The organism is Streptomyces sp. RLB3-17 (assembly GCF_007113425.2).
GTDB lineage: Bacteria > Actinomycetota > Actinomycetes > Streptomycetales > Streptomycetaceae > Streptomyces > Streptomyces mirabilis_D.
Map to the genome: position 1 here is coordinate 10,653,895 of NZ_CP041610.2, position 21,611 is coordinate 10,675,505.

Annotated in this window: 17 protein-coding genes; 7 read left to right on the top strand and 10 right to left on the bottom strand. The window is 70.9% G+C overall.

Translation table 11 applies throughout. The features are described 5' to 3' along the window. The first annotated feature begins 254 nt into the window (after positions 1-254). Together FNV62_RS48025 and FNV62_RS48030 are read left to right on the top strand one after the other, a co-directional pair. Positions 255-3,233, top strand: a complete 2,979-nt coding sequence (locus FNV62_RS48025; RefSeq protein WP_143604370.1) for an aminotransferase — start codon at positions 255-257, stop codon at positions 3,231-3,233. 8 nt (positions 3,234-3,241) lie between these two features. Continuing rightward, a complete protein-coding gene (locus tag FNV62_RS48030; RefSeq protein WP_143604371.1) occupies positions 3,242-4,267 on the top strand; it encodes a LacI family DNA-binding transcriptional regulator in 1,026 nt (341 codons plus the stop codon). Between the two features lie 49 nt (positions 4,268-4,316). Here the strand turns inward: FNV62_RS48030 and FNV62_RS48035 are convergent, their stop codons facing one another. From FNV62_RS48035 to FNV62_RS48070, 8 genes are all read right to left on the bottom strand, one after another. Beyond that, complete coding sequence (locus FNV62_RS48035; protein WP_225900654.1) at positions 4,317-5,585, bottom strand: serine hydrolase domain-containing protein; 1,269 nt, start codon at positions 5,583-5,585, stop codon at positions 4,317-4,319. 341 nt (positions 5,586-5,926) lie between these two features. Next, entirely contained in the window at positions 5,927-6,841 is a 915-nt protein-coding gene (locus FNV62_RS48040) for an aminoglycoside phosphotransferase family protein (protein ID WP_143604372.1), read from the bottom strand. Positions 6,842-7,204: 363 nt separating this feature from the next. Next, positions 7,205-8,194 (bottom strand): alpha/beta fold hydrolase, encoded by a 990-nt coding sequence (locus FNV62_RS48045; protein WP_225900655.1) that lies wholly within the window; start codon positions 8,192-8,194, stop codon positions 7,205-7,207. A 187-nt stretch (positions 8,195-8,381) separates the two neighbouring features. Beyond that, the gene (locus tag FNV62_RS48050) at positions 8,382-8,738 is read right to left on the bottom strand and encodes a DUF6204 family protein (protein WP_097287999.1); all 357 of its coding nucleotides are present in this window, start codon (positions 8,736-8,738) and stop codon (positions 8,382-8,384) included. 158 nt (positions 8,739-8,896) lie between these two features. Next, positions 8,897-9,634, bottom strand: a complete 738-nt coding sequence (locus tag FNV62_RS48055) for a 2OG-Fe(II) oxygenase (protein WP_143604374.1) — start codon at positions 9,632-9,634, stop codon at positions 8,897-8,899. A 14-nt stretch (positions 9,635-9,648) separates the two neighbouring features. After that, complete coding sequence (locus FNV62_RS48060; RefSeq protein WP_097288001.1) at positions 9,649-10,158, bottom strand: methylated-DNA--[protein]-cysteine S-methyltransferase; 510 nt, start codon at positions 10,156-10,158, stop codon at positions 9,649-9,651. A 193-nt stretch (positions 10,159-10,351) separates the two neighbouring features. Then, on the bottom strand, positions 10,352-12,301 hold the full coding sequence (locus tag FNV62_RS48065) for a phosphatase PAP2 family protein (RefSeq protein ID WP_143604375.1): 1,950 nt from the start codon (positions 12,299-12,301) through the stop codon (positions 10,352-10,354). 298 nt (positions 12,302-12,599) lie between these two features. Continuing rightward, positions 12,600-13,505, bottom strand: coding sequence for an N-acetylglucosamine kinase (locus FNV62_RS48070; RefSeq protein ID WP_143604376.1), 906 nt, complete (start codon positions 13,503-13,505; stop codon positions 12,600-12,602). Positions 13,506-13,825: 320 nt separating this feature from the next. On the opposite strand from FNV62_RS48070, the gene FNV62_RS48075 reads away from it, so the two are divergent. From FNV62_RS48075 to FNV62_RS48095, 5 genes are all read left to right on the top strand, one after another. After that, a complete protein-coding gene (locus FNV62_RS48075) occupies positions 13,826-14,959 on the top strand; it encodes an ROK family transcriptional regulator (RefSeq protein ID WP_225900656.1) in 1,134 nt (377 codons plus the stop codon). A gap of 274 nt (positions 14,960-15,233) precedes the next feature. Beyond that, complete coding sequence (locus tag FNV62_RS48080) at positions 15,234-16,562, top strand: ABC transporter substrate-binding protein (protein WP_143604378.1); 1,329 nt, start codon at positions 15,234-15,236, stop codon at positions 16,560-16,562. A gap of 118 nt (positions 16,563-16,680) precedes the next feature. Beyond that, positions 16,681-17,595, top strand: a complete 915-nt coding sequence (locus FNV62_RS48085; protein ID WP_060900887.1) for a carbohydrate ABC transporter permease — start codon at positions 16,681-16,683, stop codon at positions 17,593-17,595. After that, entirely contained in the window at positions 17,592-18,494 is a 903-nt protein-coding gene (locus FNV62_RS48090) for a carbohydrate ABC transporter permease (protein WP_060900886.1), read from the top strand. Before FNV62_RS48085 ends, FNV62_RS48090 begins: the two co-directional genes overlap by 4 nt. 314 nt (positions 18,495-18,808) lie before the next feature. Then, positions 18,809-20,641, top strand: coding sequence for a hypothetical protein (locus FNV62_RS48095; protein ID WP_143604380.1), 1,833 nt, complete (start codon positions 18,809-18,811; stop codon positions 20,639-20,641). Here FNV62_RS48095 and FNV62_RS48100 read toward each other — a convergent pair. After that, entirely contained in the window at positions 20,571-21,269 is a 699-nt protein-coding gene (locus FNV62_RS48100; RefSeq protein WP_143604381.1) for a nucleoside/nucleotide kinase family protein, read from the bottom strand. The two genes, FNV62_RS48095 and FNV62_RS48100, sit on opposite strands and share 71 nt — an antisense overlap. Further along, positions 21,266-21,475, bottom strand: a complete 210-nt coding sequence (locus FNV62_RS48105) for a hypothetical protein (RefSeq protein WP_143604382.1) — start codon at positions 21,473-21,475, stop codon at positions 21,266-21,268. The genes FNV62_RS48100 and FNV62_RS48105 overlap by 4 nt, the downstream gene beginning before the upstream one ends. Positions 21,476-21,611: the final 136 nt, after the last annotated feature.

Consider the following 21,611-nt stretch of genomic DNA (forward strand, 5'->3'; position numbering starts at 1 on the left):
CTCCCTGTTCCCTGTGCTGGGGGTCCCAGTTCCCCGTGCTGGGGGTCCCAGTGATGCCGGTGAGGAAGCTGAACCGGTTCGGTGGCGCACGCTAAGGCATCCTGCCAAGAGGCCGGGCTATGCTTCCCGGCCGTTCTGCACGGGCCACCGTTGACACACTTCAGCGGGCGAATCTACGGTTGCCGGAACGTTCCGGCACCTCCTGCGCCGGGCCCCGCGCGCGTGCGGCGTGCCGAACGGAAGTGAGCGACCCCATGGGCATCCCGTCCGCCGACTGGCTGGTGCGGCCGATCGGTCCTGTCGACGAGGCCGAGGTGTCGGCGGTGCTCGCGGAGCGGTTCGGGGTGACGGGAACCGTCCACGACCTGGGCAGCCAGCAGGACCGCAACTACCGCGTGCGTACGGAGACGGGGGACTACGTCCTCAAGATCGCGAACCCCGCCTCGGACCCGGCCGCACTGCGCGCCCAGTGTGCGGCCGTGGAACGCCTGGCCGACGTGATGTCCGGGCTGAGGCTGCCGCGAGCCCACGCCGGCGTCGACGGCGAAGTGGTGCAGTGGCTCAGCGCGGGCGGCGTGGAGCTCGTATGCCGGCTGCTGGACTACGTGCCCGGTGAGCCGATCATGGACAGCCGCTATCTCGCACCACCGGTCGTGGCCAGGCTCGGCGAACTCGCCGGACGTGTCGTGGCCGGGCTCGCCGACTTCGCGGGCGTGGAGCAGGAACGGCCCCAGCTGTGGGACCTGCGCAACGCGCTCACCGTCGTCGAGACGCTCGCTCCCCACCTGCCGGACCAGGAGCGGGCCGCCCGGGTACTGCGCGCGTCCCGGGCCGCGCACACCCTGCTGGAGCCGTTCGTGGACCGCCTGCCGGTGCAGGTGATCCACGGTGACGTCACCGACAACAACGTGGTCTGCGAACCGGCTGCGGACGGCCGCCGGATGCCGGTCGGCGTGATCGACTTCGGTGACCTCGGTCTCGGCTGGACGGTGGCCGAACTGGCGGTCACCTGCGCCTCCGTGCTCCATCATCACGGGGCCGGACCGGCGTCGGTGCTGCCCGCCGTGCACGCCTTCCACGCGGTGCGACCTCTCGCGAACGAGGAAGTGGACGCGCTGTGGCCGCTGGTCGTGCTGCGGACCTCCGTCATGGTGGTGAGCGGCCAGTACGACACCCTGTTGGACCCCGGCAACAGTTACGCCTCGGTGGCGCTGGACCGCGAGTGGGCGATGTTCGAGGCCGCGGTGTCCGTCCCGGCCGAGGTGATGACGGCTCAGCTGCGGCACGTCCTCGGCCGCCCGTCGGCGCAGCTCCTGCCGGTGGCCGAACACACGCTGCTGCCCGGCCTGCCGGACGACGTGGCGAGCCTCGACCTGTCCGTGTCGAGCGAGGAGCTGCACACGGGACGCTGGCTGGCGCCCGACGCCGAAACCGTCCTGGCCCGGGCCACCCTGACGGCCGGACGCACGGCGGTACGGACCCGGCACGGCGAGTTCCGGCTGACCCGCACCACCGTCGACGACTCCGTCCCCGCCGCGACCTGCGCACTCGGCGTGGAGCTTCACCTCACCGGTCCGGCGGAGATACGGGCACCCTGGGCGGGCACGGTCACCCGGCACGGCGACACCGGCGTGACGCTGCACACCGGAGGCCTGGACCTGCTGCTGGACGGCGTCGACGCGGAGGTCCAGCCGGGTCCCGTCGTCTCCGGGCGGCGGCTCGGGACGGTGGCCGCCCGCGAGGGCGTACGGGTGCTGGGCATCCAGCTCTTCCGGCCGTGTGCCACCGGGGGCCGACCGCCACGGTTCGCGCCGCCGGAACTGGCCGCCGGATGGCTGGAGGTGTGCCCCGACCCGACCCGCCTCTTCCTCGCCCCTGACGCCCCTGACGCGCCGTCCTCCGCGCCCGACGACGCGCCGGTCTCCGCCCGCGACGCCCAACAAGCCGTCACGGAAACGGAGTTGCTGGAGCGACGCGAGCACTCCTTCGCCACCGTCCAGGAGCACTACTTCGAGACGCCGCCGCAGATCGAACGCGGCTGGCGGCACCACCTGGTGGACACCCGGGGCCGCGGCTATCTCGACATGCTGAACAACGTGACCATCCTCGGCCACGGCCACCCCGGGCTCGGCGAAGCCGTGCACCGGCAGTGGCAGCGGCTGAACACCAACTCCCGTTTCCACTACGCCTCGGTGGTCGAGCTCTCCGAGCGACTCACCGGACTCCTTCCGGCCGAGCTGGACACCGTGTTCCTGGTCAACAGTGGTTCCGAGGCCGTGGACCTCGCGCTCCGGCTCGCCTGGGCGGCGACCGGACGACAGGACGTGGTCGCGGTGGAGGAGGCCTACCACGGCTGGACCTACGCGAGCGACGCGGTGTCGACCTCGATCGCCGACAACCCGAACGCGCTCGCCTCACGGCCGCCGTGGGTGCACACCGTCGCGGCACCCAACTCCTACCGGGGCCGCCACCGGGGACCGCAGTCGCGGCGGTACGCTCCCGAAGCCGCCGCCAGGATCCGCGAACTGGCCGACCAGGGGCGCCCCTTGGCCGCCTTCGTGTGCGAGCCGTACTACGGCAACGCGGGCGGCATGGCCCTTCCCGACGGATATCTCCGGCAGGTGTACGAGGCCACCCGCGACGTCGGCGGGCTGTGCGTCGCCGACGAGGTCCAGGTCGGTTACGGCCGGCTCGGCTCACACTTCTGGGGATTCGAACAGCAGGGCGTGGTGCCGGACATCGTCACCGTCGCCAAGGCGATGGGCAACGGGCATCCGCTGGGCGCGGTGATCACCCGACGTGACATCGCCGACGCCTACCGTACGCAGGGCTACTTCTTCTCCTCCGCGGGCGGCAGCCCGGTCAGTTCGGTGGTCGGGCTCACCGTCCTGGACGCACTGCGCGACGAGGACCTTCAGACCAACGCCCGCGAGATCGGCGCCCACCTGAAGGACCGGCTCCTCGAACTGGCGGAGCGGCACGCACTGATCGGCGCGGTGCACGGCTCGGGGTTGTATCTGGGCGTCGAGTTCGTCCGGGACCGCGAGAGCCTGGAACCGGCGACCGAGGAGACGGCCGCGATCTGCGACCGGCTGCGGGAACTCGGCGTGATCGTCCAGCCGACCTCGGACCGGCAGTGCGTGCTGAAGATCAAGCCGCCGCTGTGTCTGACCCGGCGGAGCGCCGACGTGTTCGCCGATGCCCTGGACGACGTACTGACGCACGGCTGGTGACACGGGAGATGCCGACCCCCGGATCCGCGGCCGTGCCACCGCCCCGCCCCTGCACCCCGCCCACGATCGCCGACGTGGCGCGCGCGGCCGCGGTCTCCAAGACCACGGCCTCGGACGCCCTGCGCGGTCACGGCCGGGTGTCGGGACCGACCCGGGAGGCCGTGCTGGAGGCGGCCCGGCGGCTGGGCTACGCACCCAACCGCAGCGCCCGCAGCCTGCGCACCTCCGTCACGGACACCGTCGCGCTCTACTTCCCGGAGTTCCTGACCAGCGCCGAGTACTCCATGGCGTTCGTCTTCGGAGTGGCCGAGCGGGCCGCGGGCGCGGGCCTGAACGTCACCCTGCTGTCCTCCGGTCATCTGCCGCAGCACGGTACGCCCCAGGTGGACGGGCTGGTGCTGTGCGACCCGGCCCCCGAGGACCCGGTGGTCCGGCATCTGATGAACACCGGGCTGCCGGTCGTGACGGCCGAGCGGTACTCCGGTGACCAGCAGCCGACCGGGGTGGTCCGTTCCGACCACGAGGCGTCGATGACCGAACTGCTGGACCATCTGCGCGACTCCGGTGCCCGGCGGCCCGCGCTCATCGCCTCCGAGGCCACCTCCGACTGGTCCCTCACCCTCCAACGGACCCACGCCCGTTGGTGCGCCGACCACGGCGTACCCCTCGTCCTGCGCAAGGCGCCCGTCGGTGCCACCCCCGAGGTACTGCGAGGTGTCGCGCGGGACCTGCTCGCCCAGGAACCCGGGACCGACGCCGTCGTGTGCGCTCCCGACGGTGCCGCCGCGGCCGTGCTGCCCGAACTGCGCGCCGCGGGCCGCACGGTGGGCGGGGATCTGCTGCTGGCGTCCTGCGTGGACTGCTCGGCGATGCGGACGGCGGAGCCGGCGATCACCGCGATCGACCTGCGCCCCCGCTCGATGGGAGCCGAATGCGCCCGCCTGCTCTGCGAGATCCTGTCCGGCCGGACGCCACCGGGAACCGTGCGCACCCTGCCCGTCGCACTGCACGTCAGGGCATCGACTCGCGCCTAGCGACGCCACGCTCGGCGCATCTACCGCCTCAACTCTCCGCCTGTGGACGTTACTTGGAGGTCGGTGCGACCGCGGCGAGGAGAAGGCGGTCGGATATCGGATTCGGGCGGCCGTTGTCGGACGACGTGGTGGAGATGGAGTAGACGCCCCGCAGGGAGAGGTCCCGGGTGGCGAACATTCCGTTGGCGTAGCCGTAGTCGTGTCCGGTCTTGCCCCAGAGCACGGTGCCGTCCGGCAGCGGGACGGACATCAGGCCGAGTCCGAAGCAGGCCGGGCCTGGCCTGCCGTCCGGAGACAGACAGTTGGAGGCGTCGGCGTATGGCACCACCTTGTCGTCTTCGTCCCTGGGGAGGGTGAACATCTCTTCGAGCTGGGCGGTCGGCAGCAGCCGGCCCTGGAAGAGCGCGGTGATGAACCGGTCCAGGTCGGCAGGGGTGGAGATCATGTTGGACGGATCGCCGCCCTGTTCGCTGACGTCGACCGGCTCGCCCGCGCTGTTGATGAGGTAGCCGTGCAGGTAGGGCCGGGGCATCCGGGGGTCGTCCTGCGGCACCGACGTCCGGTCGAGGCGCAGTGGACGCAGGATGCGGGCGGTGACCTCGTTCTTGAAGCTGTGCCCGGTGATCCGCTCGATCAGCTTCCCGGCGATCCGGAAACCGAGGGAGTTGTACTCCTGTTTCGTACCGGGCGCGAACCTCGGTCCCGGCCTCGGACGGTCGGCGGGCCGCAGGGTTTCCTGGATGATCTGATCGAACGTCTGGTAGTCGTACCGATGGGCGATCTGTTCGTCGGTGCTCTGTGGTGGAGCCCCTTCGAGCACGTCCGGCAGGCCACTGGTGAAGTTGAGCAACTGGCGGACCGTGATCGGCTGGAAGGTGTCGGGCAGCAGGCCCGGCAGGTAGTGCTGTATCGGTCGGTTCAGGTCGAGCCGTCCCTCTGCCGCCAACTGCAGCACGACCGTCGACTCGAAGGTCTTGGAAATGCTGCCGATGTGGAAGTGCGAGTTGTCAGGAATGCGTTTCCCGGTGACGGTGTCGCCGGACGAACCGCGCCACACCTGACCGGGCTCGGCGACGAGCGCGATCGCGCCGGCGGCGTGATCGTCCGGCCTCACCCGCAACGCGGCTCGCAGCGCGGCCGGATCCAACGGTGGCCGGGGCGAAGCAGGGGCGGGGCCCGGTGTTGTGGTGGTAGCGGCGAGGGCCGCGCCACTACCACCGACACGCGTACCCATGTCTGTCCCGGTACCGGTGACAGCGGTCGCCAACGCCGCGCCGACCAGGCTCAGCACGGCGATCCGACGCGCAAGGGGGTTCACGAGGGGTCCTTCCGGTCGACAGCGGCTCACGCGGCAACTGGATGTTGATGTCACCACTCTCGCCCGCTTCGAGCCCCTCGGACCATCAGGAGTCCCCCTGACTCGACCCTGAGAACTCCTGAGGCTCCCTCAGGGGCGCTCAGCGACCCCTGGAGAGGGTGAGCGGGTTCCTGGCGTGCCGGCCCCCGTGACGGAGTTCGGTGGGCGGTGGGGGCGACGGCCTTGCGGCGACCGTGGCGGGGGACGGCACGGACTCGGGGGGAGTGCCCTGCCGAGGCACGGTGCCACCTTTCACGGCGCACCCCCGCCCGCGGGGCCGGTGAGAGTGGCGAACGGCTCGCTCACGCGGCATCCCCCCGTTCCAGCCGGGCCAGGGTCGCGCGGCCGCGTGCGACGATCTCGGGATCGTGGTGGGGGACACCCCAGGAGATGGCGCTCACGGCATCGAGCGCGGCCAGACACCGAAGGGAGCGTTCCTCCTTGTCGGCGAGCTCACGGCCGTAGCCCTCGAAGAACGCGGCACGCAGGTCCGGCCGGCCCACCCACGGGCCGCAGGCGAGGCGGACGATGTCGAAGACGACGGCATGCGGCCGGGCCCGCTCCAGATCGACCACCGCCAGCCTGCCGGGCCCGGTGTCGAACAGCCAATTGCGTTCCTGGAAGTCGCCGTGCACGTAGCCGCGGGGCAGCGGGTCCAGCCGCGTCAGCTCGGCGGCATGGCGTCGTACGGTCTCCCGTTCCCGCTCGCCGATCAGGTCTTCGGCACTCTCCAGGTGCCGTTCGGCGCCGTGTACCGCACGGGCTACTTCGGCCGCCGCTTCGGCGTGGTCCTGGGGACTGAGATCGCGCGGCCCGCCGTGGAAGCGACTCAGCCACGCACCGGCCTGCCGTTGTACGGCGCGCTGCCGCGCCGGAGTGAGCGGGAGCGACGTGACTCCCCGGCCGGGTACGGCGGTCAGCAGCAGCGCCTGCCACTGGGGGTTCGTCTCCACGAGCCGAGGCACCGATCCCGGCCCCAGAGCGGGGGCGGTCTGCCGATAGGCCCGGGTCTCGCGGGCGAAGAACTTCGGTGTGGGCGAGATCTTCACGAAATGACGGGCACCATCGCGCTGGTGGGTCACCTCCCACACCCGGGACCCGGGCCGGGGGTGGGAGGCATCGCGCACGACGGTGAGTGGACCGAGGATGCTCTCGGCCCACGCCTGTACGGCGTCGGGAAGTGACTTCGAGCCGGGCAGTGACTTCGAGTCGGTCATGCCCCCCACCTCGGTGCCCCGCATGAGGTATCCGCGACGGAGACGGCCACGGCGTCAACACCGTGCACCGTGGGCGTCACCACGGTCCGGGGCGCGGCGGCGGGCTGTTCGAAAGCGGGCTGGGCAAGGGCGGGAGCGGGGATGGGGTTCACGGTTCCTCCTACGGTGACGACGATGAGCGGGTGCCTCAAGAACGCACCTGATCAAGAAGCCGTCACGGGTGTAGGAGGGCGAATCCTCAGACGAAGGTTCGAGTGGTCGTGCCGGACCTAGGGGGTGTTGGGTGATGCGGTCGTGATGTGGCGTTCGATCCACTCGCCCGAGGTGAGTCACCTGATCGAGGGATTGCCCCGGTTGGGAACGTCACTTGTCGCTCGTGACTTGGGTGAGCCAGTCGATCAGGATGCGGTTGACGTCCTCGGGTCGCTCCTGCTGGATCCAGTGGCCGCAGTCGTCGAGGAGGTGGGAGGAGAGCAGACCGGGCAGGGTGGTGGGGTAGGCCGCGATCGCGTCGGCCAGCCAGGTGGTGGACGCGTCCCGACCGCCGCCGATGAACAGCGAGGGCTGGCTGATGGGCGCACCGTCGTGGTCGGCCAGGTCCTCCCAGTCCCGGTCCATGTTCCGGTAGCGGTTCAGGGCCCCCGTCATCCCGGTCCGCTCGAACTCTCCCGCGTAGAGATCGAGATCGTGCTCGTCGAGCCAGTGGGGCAGCCGCCCGGTGGGAAAGCGGTCGCGCTGCGCGCCCCCGGGGCTCACGAAGTGCGGGTCCGACGCGCCGGGTGCGGGCATGGTGTCGGCGGACAGCGCCGCGTACAGGCCCGCGAGCCAGCCGCGGACGTCGGGCTCGATCTCGGCCTCGGCCCGGCCGGGCTCCTGGAAGTAGGAGACGTAGAACTCCTCGTCCCCGCCCATCTGCGCGAAGATCTCACTGGGGCGCGGGCCGCCGCGCGGGGCGTAGGGCACGCTGAGCAGTCCGACCGCGCGGAACACGTCGGGGCGGACGAGGGCGGAGACGGCGGCGATGTTCGCACCCCAGTCGTGCCCGACGACGATCGCGGACTCCTCACCCAGGGCTTTCACCACGGCGACGTTGTCCTCCACCAGCTCGAGGATCCGGTACGCGGTCGGCGCCTCGGGCCTGGAGGAGCGGCCGTAGCCGCGGACGTCGACGGCGACCGCCCGGTAGCCGGCCGCGGCGAGTGCCGGAAGCTGGTGGCGCCAGGAGTACCAGGACTCAGGAAAACCGTGGACGAGCAGGACCAGTGGGCCGGTCCCCTGCTCCACCAGGTGGGTCCGCCCGGCGGGCGAGGGGACAAGACGGTGGATGCGGTCTGTTGTGGACGGCTGCGGCACGGATCCTCCCAGGGGGCTCGACGCGTGGCCGGTGCGGCGAAGGGGCCGGAGCGGCCCGTTCGTCATGCGGCCTCCGGTACTACCGACGATCATGCGGCGGTCGGTGTGGCGCGAGCCAAGCCTGTTGCCGATTCGGCAAAACCGGCCCCGTGGTCGCGGGGCGCGTCGATGACCGGCCGCACGCGTCCTAGGCGCCGTGCGCGGCGGCGCGGCGCTGCCGTTTGCCGAGGGGGGCCTGGGACAGGTCCTCGGCCTTCGACCTGAGGTTCTTGTATCCGTAGCCGCGCTCGGTCAGCCACGCCTGCGCGGCGGCCTCGGCGCGCTCGGTCGCCTCCAGGATGTCCTCCTCCGCCTCTCCCGAGTCCAGGAACCGGAACGTGAAGGCGGGCCGGGCCGCGAGGTCGTAGCTGAGGTGCCCCTCGGGGGTGAAGGCGGCGTGCAGCACGTCGTGCTCGGACGCGCGGGCAAGGAGCTCGGCGCGTTGCTCCGCGCCGAGCCCGTCGAAGACGCCGCGGACGGTGACGCGGAAGGTACGTGTGCTCATCCGGCGACCCTAACCAGCGGGTTCGGTGGGACACCACCGTGTTTTTTCGCGAGACGGCCATCGGCTGAACACCGCGCTGTGGGGGAGGGGCTCGCCGAAAGCGTGCCCCTCGCCGGGCGCCGGTCTGGTCACCCGCCACCGCCGCTTCGGGGCGGAGGTCACGCGGCGTCGTGGAAGACCAGGCCCAGTGTGTGACGCCGCCCGGAGCGGACGGTGCTCACGCCGTGCCGCATCGGTCCGGTCGACCAGCCGCGCCGGGAGGCGACGGGCCGGTCGCGGGTGGTGAAGATCAGCCCGTGTCCCTGCGGGAGGGTCGTGGACGATCCCCGCGACTGCGCCCGGGGCCGCTGCTCGGTCATGATGAACTCGCCGCCGGTGAAGTCGACTCCGGGTGCGTCGAGGCCGATGACGACCTGGAGCGGGAACACCATCGCGCCGAACACATCGCGGTGCAGCGCGTTCCAGTCGCCGGGCCCGTAACGCAGCAGGATCTGAGCGGACTTGGCCTGCCCGGCCGCGTGGCACATCGCCAGCCACTCCTCCAGGTCCTCGGGCCAGGGGGCGGGCTGCCGGAGCTTGTCGGCCCAGTCCCGGGCGACGGGCAGCAGCCGCGGATAGAGCGACTCGCGCAACTCTTGTATCAAGTCGGGCAGTTCATGGGTGAAGTAGCGGTACTGGCCGGAACCGAAGCGATGGCGGGCCATGTCGACGGTGGTGCGGAAGCGGTCGGTCTCGTCGTAGAGCGCCCTGATCCCGTGGCATTCGTCGGGGGGCATCAGTCGAGTGGTCAGTGCGTGTCCGTGCTCGTTCAGCTCGTCGGTCAGTGCGGTCCAGTCGTTCGCCGCGACGCGGTCGGCGACCGGACCCGCCGGGTGGGTGGTGTCGAGCGTGTTCATGATGGTGGCGATCCTCAGGTGGCCGGGCGTGCGTGCTCCAGGTCGAGGAGCTGCTGCTTGCGCTCGAGACCGGCGGCGTACCCCGTGAGGGAGCCACTCGCGCCGATCACACGATGGCACGGGCGCACGAGCAGCAGCGGGTTCGCGCCGATCGCCGTGCCCACGGCGCGCACGGCGGCCCTCGACGCGCCGATGCGCGCGGCGATCTCTCCGTAGCTGACGGTCGTGCCGTACGGGACGGTCTCCACCGCCTTCCACACCCGCTGCTGGAAGTCGCTGCCCGCGCCGCTCACGTATTCGATGTCGAAGTCGGTCAGCGCCCCGTCGAAGTACGAGCGCAGCTGCGAGACGATCTCGGTGAACGCCTTCTCGTCCCTGGTCCAGCCGTCCTGGACGACGGCGCCGGACTTCTGGCCGGGCATGGACAGCGAGACCAGCGCCGTGCCGCCCTTCGCGGTGACCGACTCCTCGCCCACCAGCAGCAGCTCGCCCAGGGGACTGTCGATCGTTGTGTACACCGGCATCGGTCGTGTCCTTTCGAAGTGTGTCTCCGCTGTCCACTCTGCGCCATGGCCGCCACCACGGCTGGCGGAAATCGGACGCGGCGCACGGAAACGAAGGCGCACGAGAACGAAGAGGACCCGTGGACCGTTCACGCACGGTCCACGGGTCCTGTCACTCAGCTCGTCCTCGGGGAGCTCGTCCCCGGGGCGGGGATCAGTGCCGTACGAGCCGCACGGACAGCCCGTCCACCGAGTACACGGGCACGGCCCGGTATCCGTCCGCCTCGACCGTGATACGGGCGAACTGGCCGCGCAGCGACGACGTCCGGAGCACCGGGACGGTGGTGCCGGGGACCGGCGGCCGGTCGGCGTCCAGCCGCAGCGTGAGCGCGCTGTCCCGACTCAGTACGACCCGTCGCTCCACCGTCAGCGCGGGCACGCGGCCCGCACGGAGCGTCGCCTCCAGGCCCGCGCCGGACGCCTGCGTGTAGCTGCCGCGCACGCGTGCGGACGACGCCGCGTCGACCCGCAGGGTCCCGCCGTCCACCCGGACGTCGCCGCACCCCAGCGCACCCGTCGAACCGGCCGTCAGCACGCCCTCCTCCAGCACGGTGCCGCCCGTGTGGGCGTTGTGGCCCGTCAGGGTCAGCGCACCGGTGCCGCGCTTGACCAGCCGGCCGCACCCGGAGATGTCGTTGCGCCAGGTGTCGGCCGCGCTGAAGCCCCCGTCGGCGGCGTTCATGGTGACGTTCACGTCGGACTCGAAGGCCCCGTACCCGTCCGCGGCGGCGAACAGGTTGAGCCGACCCCACTGCTCGAAGCCGTCGAGCAGCACGTACCCGGAAGGCAGGGCGGTCGTGCGGAGCACCTCGCGGCGCTGGGCGGCGTCGAGGTAGGGCAGCCGCGTCTCCAGCAGGACCTCGGCGCCCTTGGGCACGGTCATGCCCTCGGAGCGGCCGTGCCGGGTGAGGACGTACGTCAGCCGGGGCGTGAGCGCGCGGGCGTTGGCGGCCCGGTCGGCGTACGGGTCGGTGGCGACGTCCGCCGAGTGCGCGTAGGCGTACAGGGTGTCCGCCGTCGAACCGGTCTGCTGCTGGAAGTACGCGGCGGCCTGGGCGCGCGCCGCGGCCTTGAGGGCGGCGTTGGCCGGGTCGGCCAGTGTGGCGGCGGCCAGGGCGGTGGCCATGATCCGGCCGCCGATGACGTCGACGGTGGAGTGCATGCCCGCCATGATCCGGGTGTGGCTGAGCTCGTAGGCGCGCGCCACCAGCTCCTGGAAGCGCTCGGGCACCGCGTACGCGTACGCCAGCCCCGCCAGGTGGAAGGCGTTGGTGTGGCCGCTGGGGAAGCCGCCGTCGTCGACCGCGGTCGTGCCGCGCTGCCACAGCAGCTGCGGAGCGACGATCACGTCGGAGTCGTAGACCGGGAAGCCGAGCGCGTCGACCTTCCCTGTGTCGACGACCTCGCTGTTCTCGTTCATGCGCCACGGACGCGGGTACTGGAAGGCGTACTTGCCGGGGTTGCCGGAGGCGTACGGGCCGCGCACCGTGTCCACCAGCTCGGCGACCTTGCCGAGCGCCGAGTCGTGCGAACCGGCGCCTTGCGCGGAGCCCGCCGGAGCGTCGGCCGGCACGGCGTCGTTGATCTTGCCGGAAGGAGTGCCGTCAGGAGCGCTGGTGATGGAGGTGACCGCCTTGGCGCCCGTCTTGTACAGGTCGGCCAGCGGACCCAGGCCGGCGATCATCGCGTAACTCTGGTGCTGCCGGTCGTAGATGAACGCCTCCTTCGCCTGTGCGTCGGTGCGGGCGTGCGTGATGCGGGCGCAGTAACGCATGTTGGCGCGCAGCACCTCGGACATGAGCGGCGTGCCCGTGTTCCAGGCACCCCCGGTCTTCCACACCTTGCTCATGCCGCCGAGGATCCTGACCACCGCGTTGGTCTCGGGCGTCAGGTTGGCGAGGACGTTGGTGGTGTAGTCGTCCACGAAGGCGGCGGGGCTCGTCGCGGCCTTCGCGTCCGCGGCGGCGAGCCAGGTGACGACGGTCGGAGCGGCCAGCAGCCCCGCCGAGGCGCCGAGCGAGTTGCGCAGGAACACCCGTCGGTTCAAGGCGCGTTCACGGACGGGGACCAAGGGGACGGACTGCTGCCCGGCTGGTGACGGCATGGATGTGCCTCTCCTGAGTGGAATGGGTCCTCCGACAGCCGGGTGAAGTCGTGAAGCGACTGTGCCCCTGTGGTGAGGACGAGTCATACGAGCGAAGATCTACGGCCGATTCATGTCACGCTTGCGAAGCGCGGGGGGCGGCAAAGTGTCGTACGGACGAATGCGCCGACCCTGTGCGCCCGCTGTACGGGCGAACGCGCCCCCGGCGCCGACTACTTGTCCGGCGCCCGCACCGCGGCGACGCGCGCTGCCCCGCGGGGGCGCCGGTCGCCCGCGAGTATCGCGCCACCCCGTCCCCTCATACGAGGGCTCGCGCCAACGCCACGGCCCCCTCGACCGGCGCCGCCCGCAACGGCCTGGGCCGTGCCCCGGGTACGGACTCGGTGAGTGACGTAGTGAAGGAGGCGTACAGGGCGGGTTGGGAGAGCACGGTGCTGCCGGCGACCACCACGTCGTCGACGGCGACCCCGCGCTCGGCGAGCCGCACGACGAGCGCGGCGAGCGACCGGCCCCCGTCGGCTATCACCGATCGCGCGATCCGGGAACCCCGCTCCGCGGCCTCGAACACGACGGGCGCGTGCCGACCCCACTCGGCCGACACGTCCGTCGCGCTCTCCAGCGCGGCGCCCAGGGCGGGCACCTCACTCACCCCGAACGCGGCGGTGAGCTCCTGGGCGAGTTCGTCCGGGGCTTCACCACGGTCGTGCGCCGCCCACACGGCGCGCGCCGCTTCCCGTACGAGACCGGCGGAGCCGCCCTCGTCACCGAGCGCCGCACCCCAGCCTCCGACCTGAACGGGGCTGCCGTCGGCCAGTCGCCCCACGGCCACCGAGCCGGTGCCGGCCACGAGACCGACACCCTTGTCCAGCCCCGCGGCGGGAACGAGGAGTTCGGCGTCGCCCACCACCAGACAGGGCACGTGGAGGACCGCCTCCAGCGCCGAGCGGAGCTCCGCACACTGCCGAGGCGTCTCGCAGGCGTGCCCGCCGACGGCCAGTGCGGCTGGGCGGGTGTCGACGGGCAGGGCCTCGTGGACCAATGCCGTCAACCAGCGGGCGGCGGCGGCCGGTTCGTGCGGCCGCCAGCCGCTGCTCGGCCGGACGCGTTCGGCGACCGGGTCCGCGCCGACGAGGGCGCGGAGATGGGTCTTGGTGCCACCCACGTCGATACCGACCACGAGCGGGGAAGAAGGAGTGTCCTGCACGGATCCTCTTTCGTCGTCTGGGCGAAGAGCGCCGAAGAGCATGGCACTGTGCTGAGACGGCGGGCGAACCGTGTCCGGTCGAACAGGAGTTGAGCGAGTCGGGAAGCCCCGGGACGGGCTTCTTGCGGAGCACGGCAGGCGAGTACCGGACTTCGTTAGGAAGTTAACTAACCAAGTACAGTGCGTCAAGAGTTGTCGCGCAGTCGATCAACGGGACGCCGCCGGAGGGCGGGACCGCGCGGCACGAGGGCATCGCATCGCCGCAATCCGTCATCCGGGGAGCGCGGCCCCTGACCCATGGGGGAACTGTGGAACACGTCGTGACTGAAGCCCCCCGCCTCACCGAGAGCGCCAGCGCGGTGTTCGCCGTCCTGGCCCAGGCCGGCAGCGCCACCCGGCCGCAGCTGGCGACCCTCGCGGGGCTGTCCAAGCCGACGGTCTCCGCCGCCGTCGCGGAACTGGAGAGCGCCCGGCTGGCCACCCACTCCGGCACCGCGTCCAGCGGCACCGGCCGCTCCGCGGCCGTGTACGGCCTGGGGCCCGCCTCCGGCTCGGTCCTCGCCGTCGACCTGGGCCCGGCCCGCACCCGGGTGCGGGGCTGCGCCCTGGACGGCACCCTGCTCGCCGAGGCGGCCACCCCGCGGGCCCGGGCCGCCGACGCCGTGCGCGAGGCGCTGGCCGCGCTGCCCGCCGGCGCCCCGCTGCGGGCCATCGTGGTCGCCGTCGGTGATGTCACCGAGCTCGACCGGGCGGGCACCGGCATGCGCCCGGCGACCGCCAAGGCCGGGCCCGTCTTCGACGCCGTGTCCGTCGCGCTGCCGCCGGGCGTGCCCGTCCACCTGGAGAACAACGTCAACTGCGCGGCCCTCGCCGAACTGCAGGAGGGCGCCGCGCGGGGCCGTCGTACCTTCGGCTATCTGCGGATCGGCGTCGGGATCGGTCTCGGCATCGTCATCGGCGGCCAGGTGCTGCGCGGCGCCAACGGCGCGGCCGGTGAGCTGGCCCGGCTGCCGTATCCCTGGGACGACGACCGGGAGCCGCGTCAGGAGGCTCTGGAGGCCTATGTCGGCTCGCACGCCCTGCTGCGCCGGGCCGCCCGGGCCTGGCGGGCCGGTGACGGCCCGCGCCCCCGTACCGCCGAGCGGCTTTTCGCGCTGGCCGCCGCGGGCCGGGAACCCGCCCGTGGGCTCGTCGCCCGGCACGCCGCCGACGTGGGCCGGCTGGCCGCCGCCGTGACCGCCGTACTGGACCCTGGGCTGATCGTGCTGGGCGGCAGCACGGGTGCCGATCCGCAGCTCCTGCCGGGGGTGCGGGCCGAACTGGGCCGGCTCAGCTGGCCCACCGAGGTGGTCAGCAGCCAGATCGGGGATCTCGGTACCGTCGTGGGTGCCGCCCGGCTCGCCGTGGCCAGGGGAGTCCAAAACGTGACCGAAGGCGCGCAGGCGAAGGATTGACGGCTTACTTATCGGTCTGCCAATGTCCGGACAAGCGCTTTCTAAGTCGGCCGGGACGTCGACTTGGGGTGAGCGTCCCGGCCGTACCCAGACGTACGGCAGCCCGGCGAGGGCGTGCTCGCGGGCGGCGGCCGTCGAGGCCGGGGACCCCACCCGTCAAGGCGACACGGCCGGGCGAGGCCGTGCCCCCGGAAAGCGAAATCTCCCGCGAAATGCACCCGTGCCGCCTCGGCTGGCGCCGTGCTTCTTCCGCTACGACGAAAAGGGATTGAAGATGACCAGTGTGGGTGTGCGGCGCTCTCGCCGACTCGGCCGCGGCGGCATACGCCGTCTGGTTCCTCTCGCTGCCGTGGCCACGGCAGGAGCCCTGCTGCTCTCCGCCTGCGGGTCGGGATCCGGCTCGGGCGGGAACTCCAAGTCGCTGACGTTCTGGATCTCCACGGTTCCGGGGCAGGACGCGGGTTGGAAGAAGCTGGTGGCGCAGTACAAGAAGGAAGCCGGCGTCGACGTCAAGCTCGTCAACATCCCCTACGACGGCTACCCGACGAAGCTGCACAACGCCGCGCAGGCGAACTCCCTGCCCGACGTGGCGGATGTGCCGGCGCTGGACCCGATCTGGTCGAGCAAGCTGATCGACCTCAGCTCCATCGCCAAGAACAAGACGAACAACATCAACGCCAACTTCCTCGCCAAGGACTCGTCCGGGAAGGTGCTGTCCATCCCCTCGGACGTCACCGCGTCCGGCCTGTTCATCAACGAGACGCTGTTCAAGAAGGCCGGCGTCGCCGTCCCGACCTCGCCTCAGAACACCTGGACCTGGACCGACTTCATCAAGGCGGCAAACAAGGTCCGGGAGAAGACCGGCGCCAAGTACTCCCTCACGTTCGACCAGTCGCCGTCCCGGCTGCGCGCCATGGTGTACGAGATGGGCGGGCAGTACGTCCACGCGGACTCCTCCGGCAAGTTCTCGGTGGATGCCGCGACCAAGAAGGCCGTGGAGTACTTCGTCGGACTCAACGACGACAAGACCATGCCGAAGTCGGTGTGGACCAGCGGCGCCGACCCGTCGGCCATGTTCCAGAGCGGTGACGTGGTCGCCTACTGGTCCGGCGTGTGGCAGGTGCCCGCCTTCGCGACGAGCATCAAGAAGTTCGACTGGGCGAGCGTCCCGACTCCCGCCGAGCCGGTGCAGGCCAGCGACGTCAACAGCGGCGGCATGATGGTGGGCTTCAACAACAACGGCGCCGCGACCACCGCCGCGCAGAAGTTCCTGTCCTGGGTGTACGAGCCGGACCACTACCGCGAGCTGTGCGAGGCGTCCGGGTTCCTGCCCGTCGAGAGCGGTCTGAACCCGAAGTACCCCTTTACCTCCGAGGCGGCGCAGGCGGCGTTCAAGCTGTACAACGAGGAGATCCCGCTCTACGCCCCGATCTCGGGCTACTTCAACGGCGCGCAGACCGACTGGGTGCTGAAGGGCAAGAGCCTCACCACCGACCCGACCAAGACAGAGCTCGGCAAGGCGATCAACGGCCAGCAGTCGGTCGACAAGGCCCTGGAGAACATCGTGGCCGGCTACAACCAGCAGGTCGGCGGCGGATCGTAGGCCGGAGGGGCCGGGCGGCGGGATCGAGACACCGCCGCCCGGCCCTGGGCGCTCACGTGATGCCGGGCCATGAAGTGAGCCCACAGCAATCCATTCCACCAGCACGGAAGTCAGGAAGATGACAAAACGCGCCGCGGACGTGTCCGTGAGCCCGCCCAGGCGACGACGCAGCACCTACACCCTCGCGCCGCTCGTCCTCATCGCGGCCAATGTCGTGCTCTTCGCGCTGTTCTTCGTGTGGCCGGCGGTGATCGGGCTCGTCTACTCCTTCACGAACTACACGGGCGTGGGGGCGTTCCAGTTCGTCGGACTGGACAACTACCACAACCTGTTCGGTGACTCCGCCTTCTACGACGCGCTGACCCGGACGCTGTTGTACACCGTCCTCTTCGTTCCGCTGAACTTCGCGCTGTCGCTGCTCATCGCCAACGTGCTGGTGAGCAAGCACGCCAAGGGTGCGTCGGTGGCCCGCGTCGTCTTCTTCATCCCGTGGCTGCTGTCGCCCATCGTCGTGGGTGTCCTGTGGCGGTGGCTGTTCGGTGAGAACTTCGGACTGGTCAACTACGTCGTCGAGAAGTTCGGCGGGTCCGCCGTTCCGTGGCAGTCGAACGCGGACCTGTCGCTGGTGGTGGTAGTGGTGGCGGCGTCCTGGGCCTGGACGGGCTTCTCGATGCTGCTGTTCATCGCGGCGATCAAGAACGTACCGGTGTCGTACTACGAGGCGGCCTCACTCGACGGCGCCGGTCCATGGCGCCAGTTCATCAGCATCACGCTGCCGAGCATCGCGCCCACCTCGTTCATCGTGATCCTGCTCAACACGATCAACGCGATGAAGGAATACCCGCTGTTCGTCTCCCTCAACAACGGCGGACCCGGAACGTCGAACAACCTGCTTGTCCAGTACATCTATCAGACCGGCTTCCAACGGGGCCAGATCGGCTACGCGAGCGCCGCGTCGTTCGTGCTCATGCTCATCCTGATGGCCGTCGCGATCATCCAGCTGGTCGTCAACCGGCGGGTGGAGAACCGATGACAACCACAGACATGCCACGCAAGGCCGACGCCGGTCCCGGACGGTCCGTCTCCAAAAAGCGGCCCCGCGGTGCGAGCAGCGGTGGGCTCCGGCGGGCGGTACCCGCGACGACACTGCTGTGGATCCTGGCGTGCCTCTACGGGTTGCCGGTGCTGTGGTTCATCCTCAGCTCCTTCAAACCCGCCGGGGATCTGTTCTCCTATCCGCTGACGCTGGTTCCGCACCACCCCACCCTGTCGGGTTACCTGACGGCGTGGCGCAGTGCCAACTTCTCGCAGTACTTCATCAACACGACCCTCGTGTGTGTGATCACGACGATCCTCACGGTGGGAGCCAGCTGCTGTACCGGGTACGCGCTGGCCAAGTACGACAACAAATGGCTCAAGGCGTTCTTCATCTGCATCCTGGCCACCACGATGCTGCCGGGCGAGGTCATGCTCGCCCCCGAGTTCCTGGTGGTCCGCAACCTCGGCCTCTACAACTCGTTCGCCGGCATCATCCTCCCGGCCGTGCTCACCGCGACCGGATGCTTCATGTTCCGGCAGTTCTTCCTGACGGTTCCCGACGAACTCGTGGAAGCCGCACGCATCGACGGCGCCCGCGAACTGTCGATCTTCCTGCGGATCATGGTGCCGCTCTCCCGGCCCATCATGCTGACCCTCGCCATCCTGTCCTTCCAATGGCGATGGAACGACTACATCTGGCCACTTCTGATGCTGAACGACCCCAACAAGTTCACCGTGCAGATCGGCATCCAGAGCATCGTCGGCGCGCAGAACATCAACTGGTCGGTCCTGCTCGGCGCATCGGTCATCTCCATGATCCCGCTGATCGTCATCTTCCTGGTCTTCCAGCGCTACGTCATGGGCGCCGACATCAACGCCGGACTGAAGGACTGACCGTGTCCACCCCGCTCGACCACGAGTTCGTCCGCGCGGTGGCCGGCGCCGCCGACCGGCCGGCCGCCCCGCTGGCGGCCGGCCCCAGGCGAACCGCTCGCCGGGCCGGACCGGGGCGACGTACTACGGTACGACCCGGGGCAGGACCACACCGTGGTGGGCGGCACCGACACGACGACCGGGAACCGCGTCCACATCGGTGGGCACGGCCCGCACACACTGACCGTCGCACTGCGCGCCCGCCGTCCCTCGCCCGTCGTCTGACCCGACAAACCACGCCATGGCCACCTCCGGCATGAAGGGCTGATCCACCCGTGCACCTCCTCCGCCAGCTCGGCCCGCTGCACAATCTGCCGGACACGCCCGAGGCGTACGACGCGGTCCTCGCCGACGTGGTGGAGCAGGCCCTGGCCCGCCTCACGCCCGAGGGCAATCTCGAACACCCCGACTGTGTGGACGACATCGGCGACACCTCCCTCGGCGTCACCTCCCTGCTGGCGCTCGCCTGGCAGCGCAGGAGGGACCCGCGCCTGCCGGAGGCCGTCGGCCGCGGCCTGCGCTTCCATCTGCGGGAGCGGGTCTTCACCGAGGACAACCCCGGCTACCCGAACCTGAGGAGGCGCGGCTCCGGACTGCCGTACGCCCGCTACGTACTGGAGGACGGTGCCCACCCCATCGGTGACTGGCCGAGCACGGTGTGGGCCTTGCTCCAAGCGGTCAACATCCTGGGCACGGCCGACCCGATCGTCCCCGACGAGGACCGCCGCGAACTGGTCGGGCTGGCGCACGGCTACTGGCTGTGGCTGACCGAAGCGACCTTCTTCAACCCGCAGGAGGCCGGCAACCAGGCCATCGGCTGCGTCGTCGGTGGGCTGATGCTCGCAGGCCATCTCCCCACGGAGGAAGGGGAGTCGGTCCGCGCGCGGGCGATGAGTCTGTACGCCGACGAGATCCGCGCCCGCCGCGTCCGCGACCGGGGTGCCCTGCTGCCCCCGGAGCACGGGGGCGCGTACGACAACAACTACGGGCCGATCTCCCTCTCCTTCCTCGCCCAGGCCCACAAGGTCAGCGGGGAGCCGGTCTTCGCCGAGGACGGGGACGCACTCGCCCGGTATCTCGACGCTCGTCTGACGGTGGGCGGCTTCGACATCGGCGGGCCGCGCTACAGCGAACAGCACTCCGGCTTCGAGGCCGTGCTCGGCCTGCGCCACTTCGGCCGGCGGATCGGCGCCGACCTCGGCCGCTACCGGGGCGACACCCGCTGGGGCCGACATGCGGTCGGGCCGGACGGCGCGATCGACGGCCACTTCGCGTTCATGCTGGTCTGGCAGATCCAGGACACCACGCGCTGGCACCGGACGCCGTCGAGGAACCCCGCACGGCATCAACTGCGCGCGGGCACGGTCTCGGTGGCCTTCGACCAGCGGATGACCCCTTCACTGGTCGAGGCGGCGGGCACGTACTACCTGCCCGCCGCGGTCAACCGCCAGCACGGCTTCGGCCCGGTCGTCGACGGCTTCCTGCTCAGCCGCCCCATGGGCGAGGTACGGGTGCGCGACCTCGAGAGCGACGGCCTCAGCGCCAAGCTCGTCACCAAGCCGGTCGTCGGCCGCGACCAGGTGCTGCGCCACGTCCGGTCGTTGTACGTCACCGACGGCGTGAGCCTGTGGACCGCGGTCGCCGTCGAACGCCTCGACGGGACGCCGTACCTGCTCGCCGGACTGCCGTACGCCACCGACGACGGGGACCGGGTGCGCAGGACCGCCGAGGCCGCCGTGACCTCGGCCGGCCCGCTCAGGCTGACACATCCACAAGCGGACGGCGTGGACCACTTCGACGCCCGCTCCGAGACGACCCAGGAGCTGGCGGCGTTCGCCCTGGCCGCGGACCCGCGCGGCTACGGCAACCCGGACGAGGGCTGGCGCCACCTCGTCACCTCCACGGCACTCGAAGCCGCACCGGCTCCCGGCGCCCCGCAGGACCTGCACGTCTTCGTTGTGCGCTACGGCTCCCCGGGCCCTCTCGCCCCCACCTTCGCAGAAACACCGGCGGGCCTGACGATCCGCACCGAGGCGTTCACCGCGCTGATCGGGAATCCCGCGGGTGATGACCGAGGGGAACCCGCGCTGGAACTGCGGCGGCGGTGACCTCCGCGCCGACCACCAGGTCGGCACGGTCCCGTGTCGCGGCGACCAGGTCGGCGTTGAGCTGGTCCGTGCCGAGCACCCAGGCCACCGCCGTGTCGTGGTCCTTGCCGAACTCCTCGTGGCGGGCGACGAGACGACGCAGGCGCTCCTCCTCGTCGAGCTCGCAGAACCACACCTCGTCCAGCCGTGACCGTACGCGCGCCCAAGCCCCGTCCCCCAGCAGGAGGTAGTTGCCCTCGGTGATGATCAGGCGGGCGCTGCGGAAGACCGGGACGGCGCCCGCGACCGGCTGCTCCAAGGTCCGCTCGAAGCCCGGCGCGTAGACGATGTCGTCCTCCTCCTCGTCACGCAGCCTGCCCAACAGCGCCGCATACCCCGCCGCGTCGAAGGTGTCCGGAGCGCCCTTGCGGTCCCGGCGGCCCAGCCGGTCCAGCTCGACGTCCGCGAGATGGAACCCGTCCATCGGCACATGCGCGACCCGGCCGGGCGCGTCGCCGTTCAGCTCCCTGACCAGGCGCTCGGCCAGCGTCGTCTTGCCCGCGCCAGGGCTTCCCGTGATCCCGAGAATCGCACGCCCACCGGGGCGCACCAGCGCCGCGGCCCGCTCCACGAGGTCGTCGAAGGTCATGAGCGGGGCCTGCGCACGACGGCCGTCCCGCCCACCGGGTCGATCAACTGCTCGAAGCCGGTAGCGGATATCTGGCCCTGGCACACGCCGTTCCGCCACGGCGGAAGGCCGGCCTGTCCGGCGCGCGGCAACAGCTGGTCCGCGAAGGCCGCTAGAGTCAGCAGGATGACCAGTCCCGGCAGGGTCATGAAGACGGCGAATCCCATGCCACCAGTATCAGGGGGCGGGAGTGGGATTCGGCCAGGCTCCGGCGACCCGGGGTCAGGGACCGGTCATTCCGCCTATGCTCATCAAGCTGTTGAATTTTGGTCAATAGCGGGCGCCGCAGCCGCCGTCCACGGG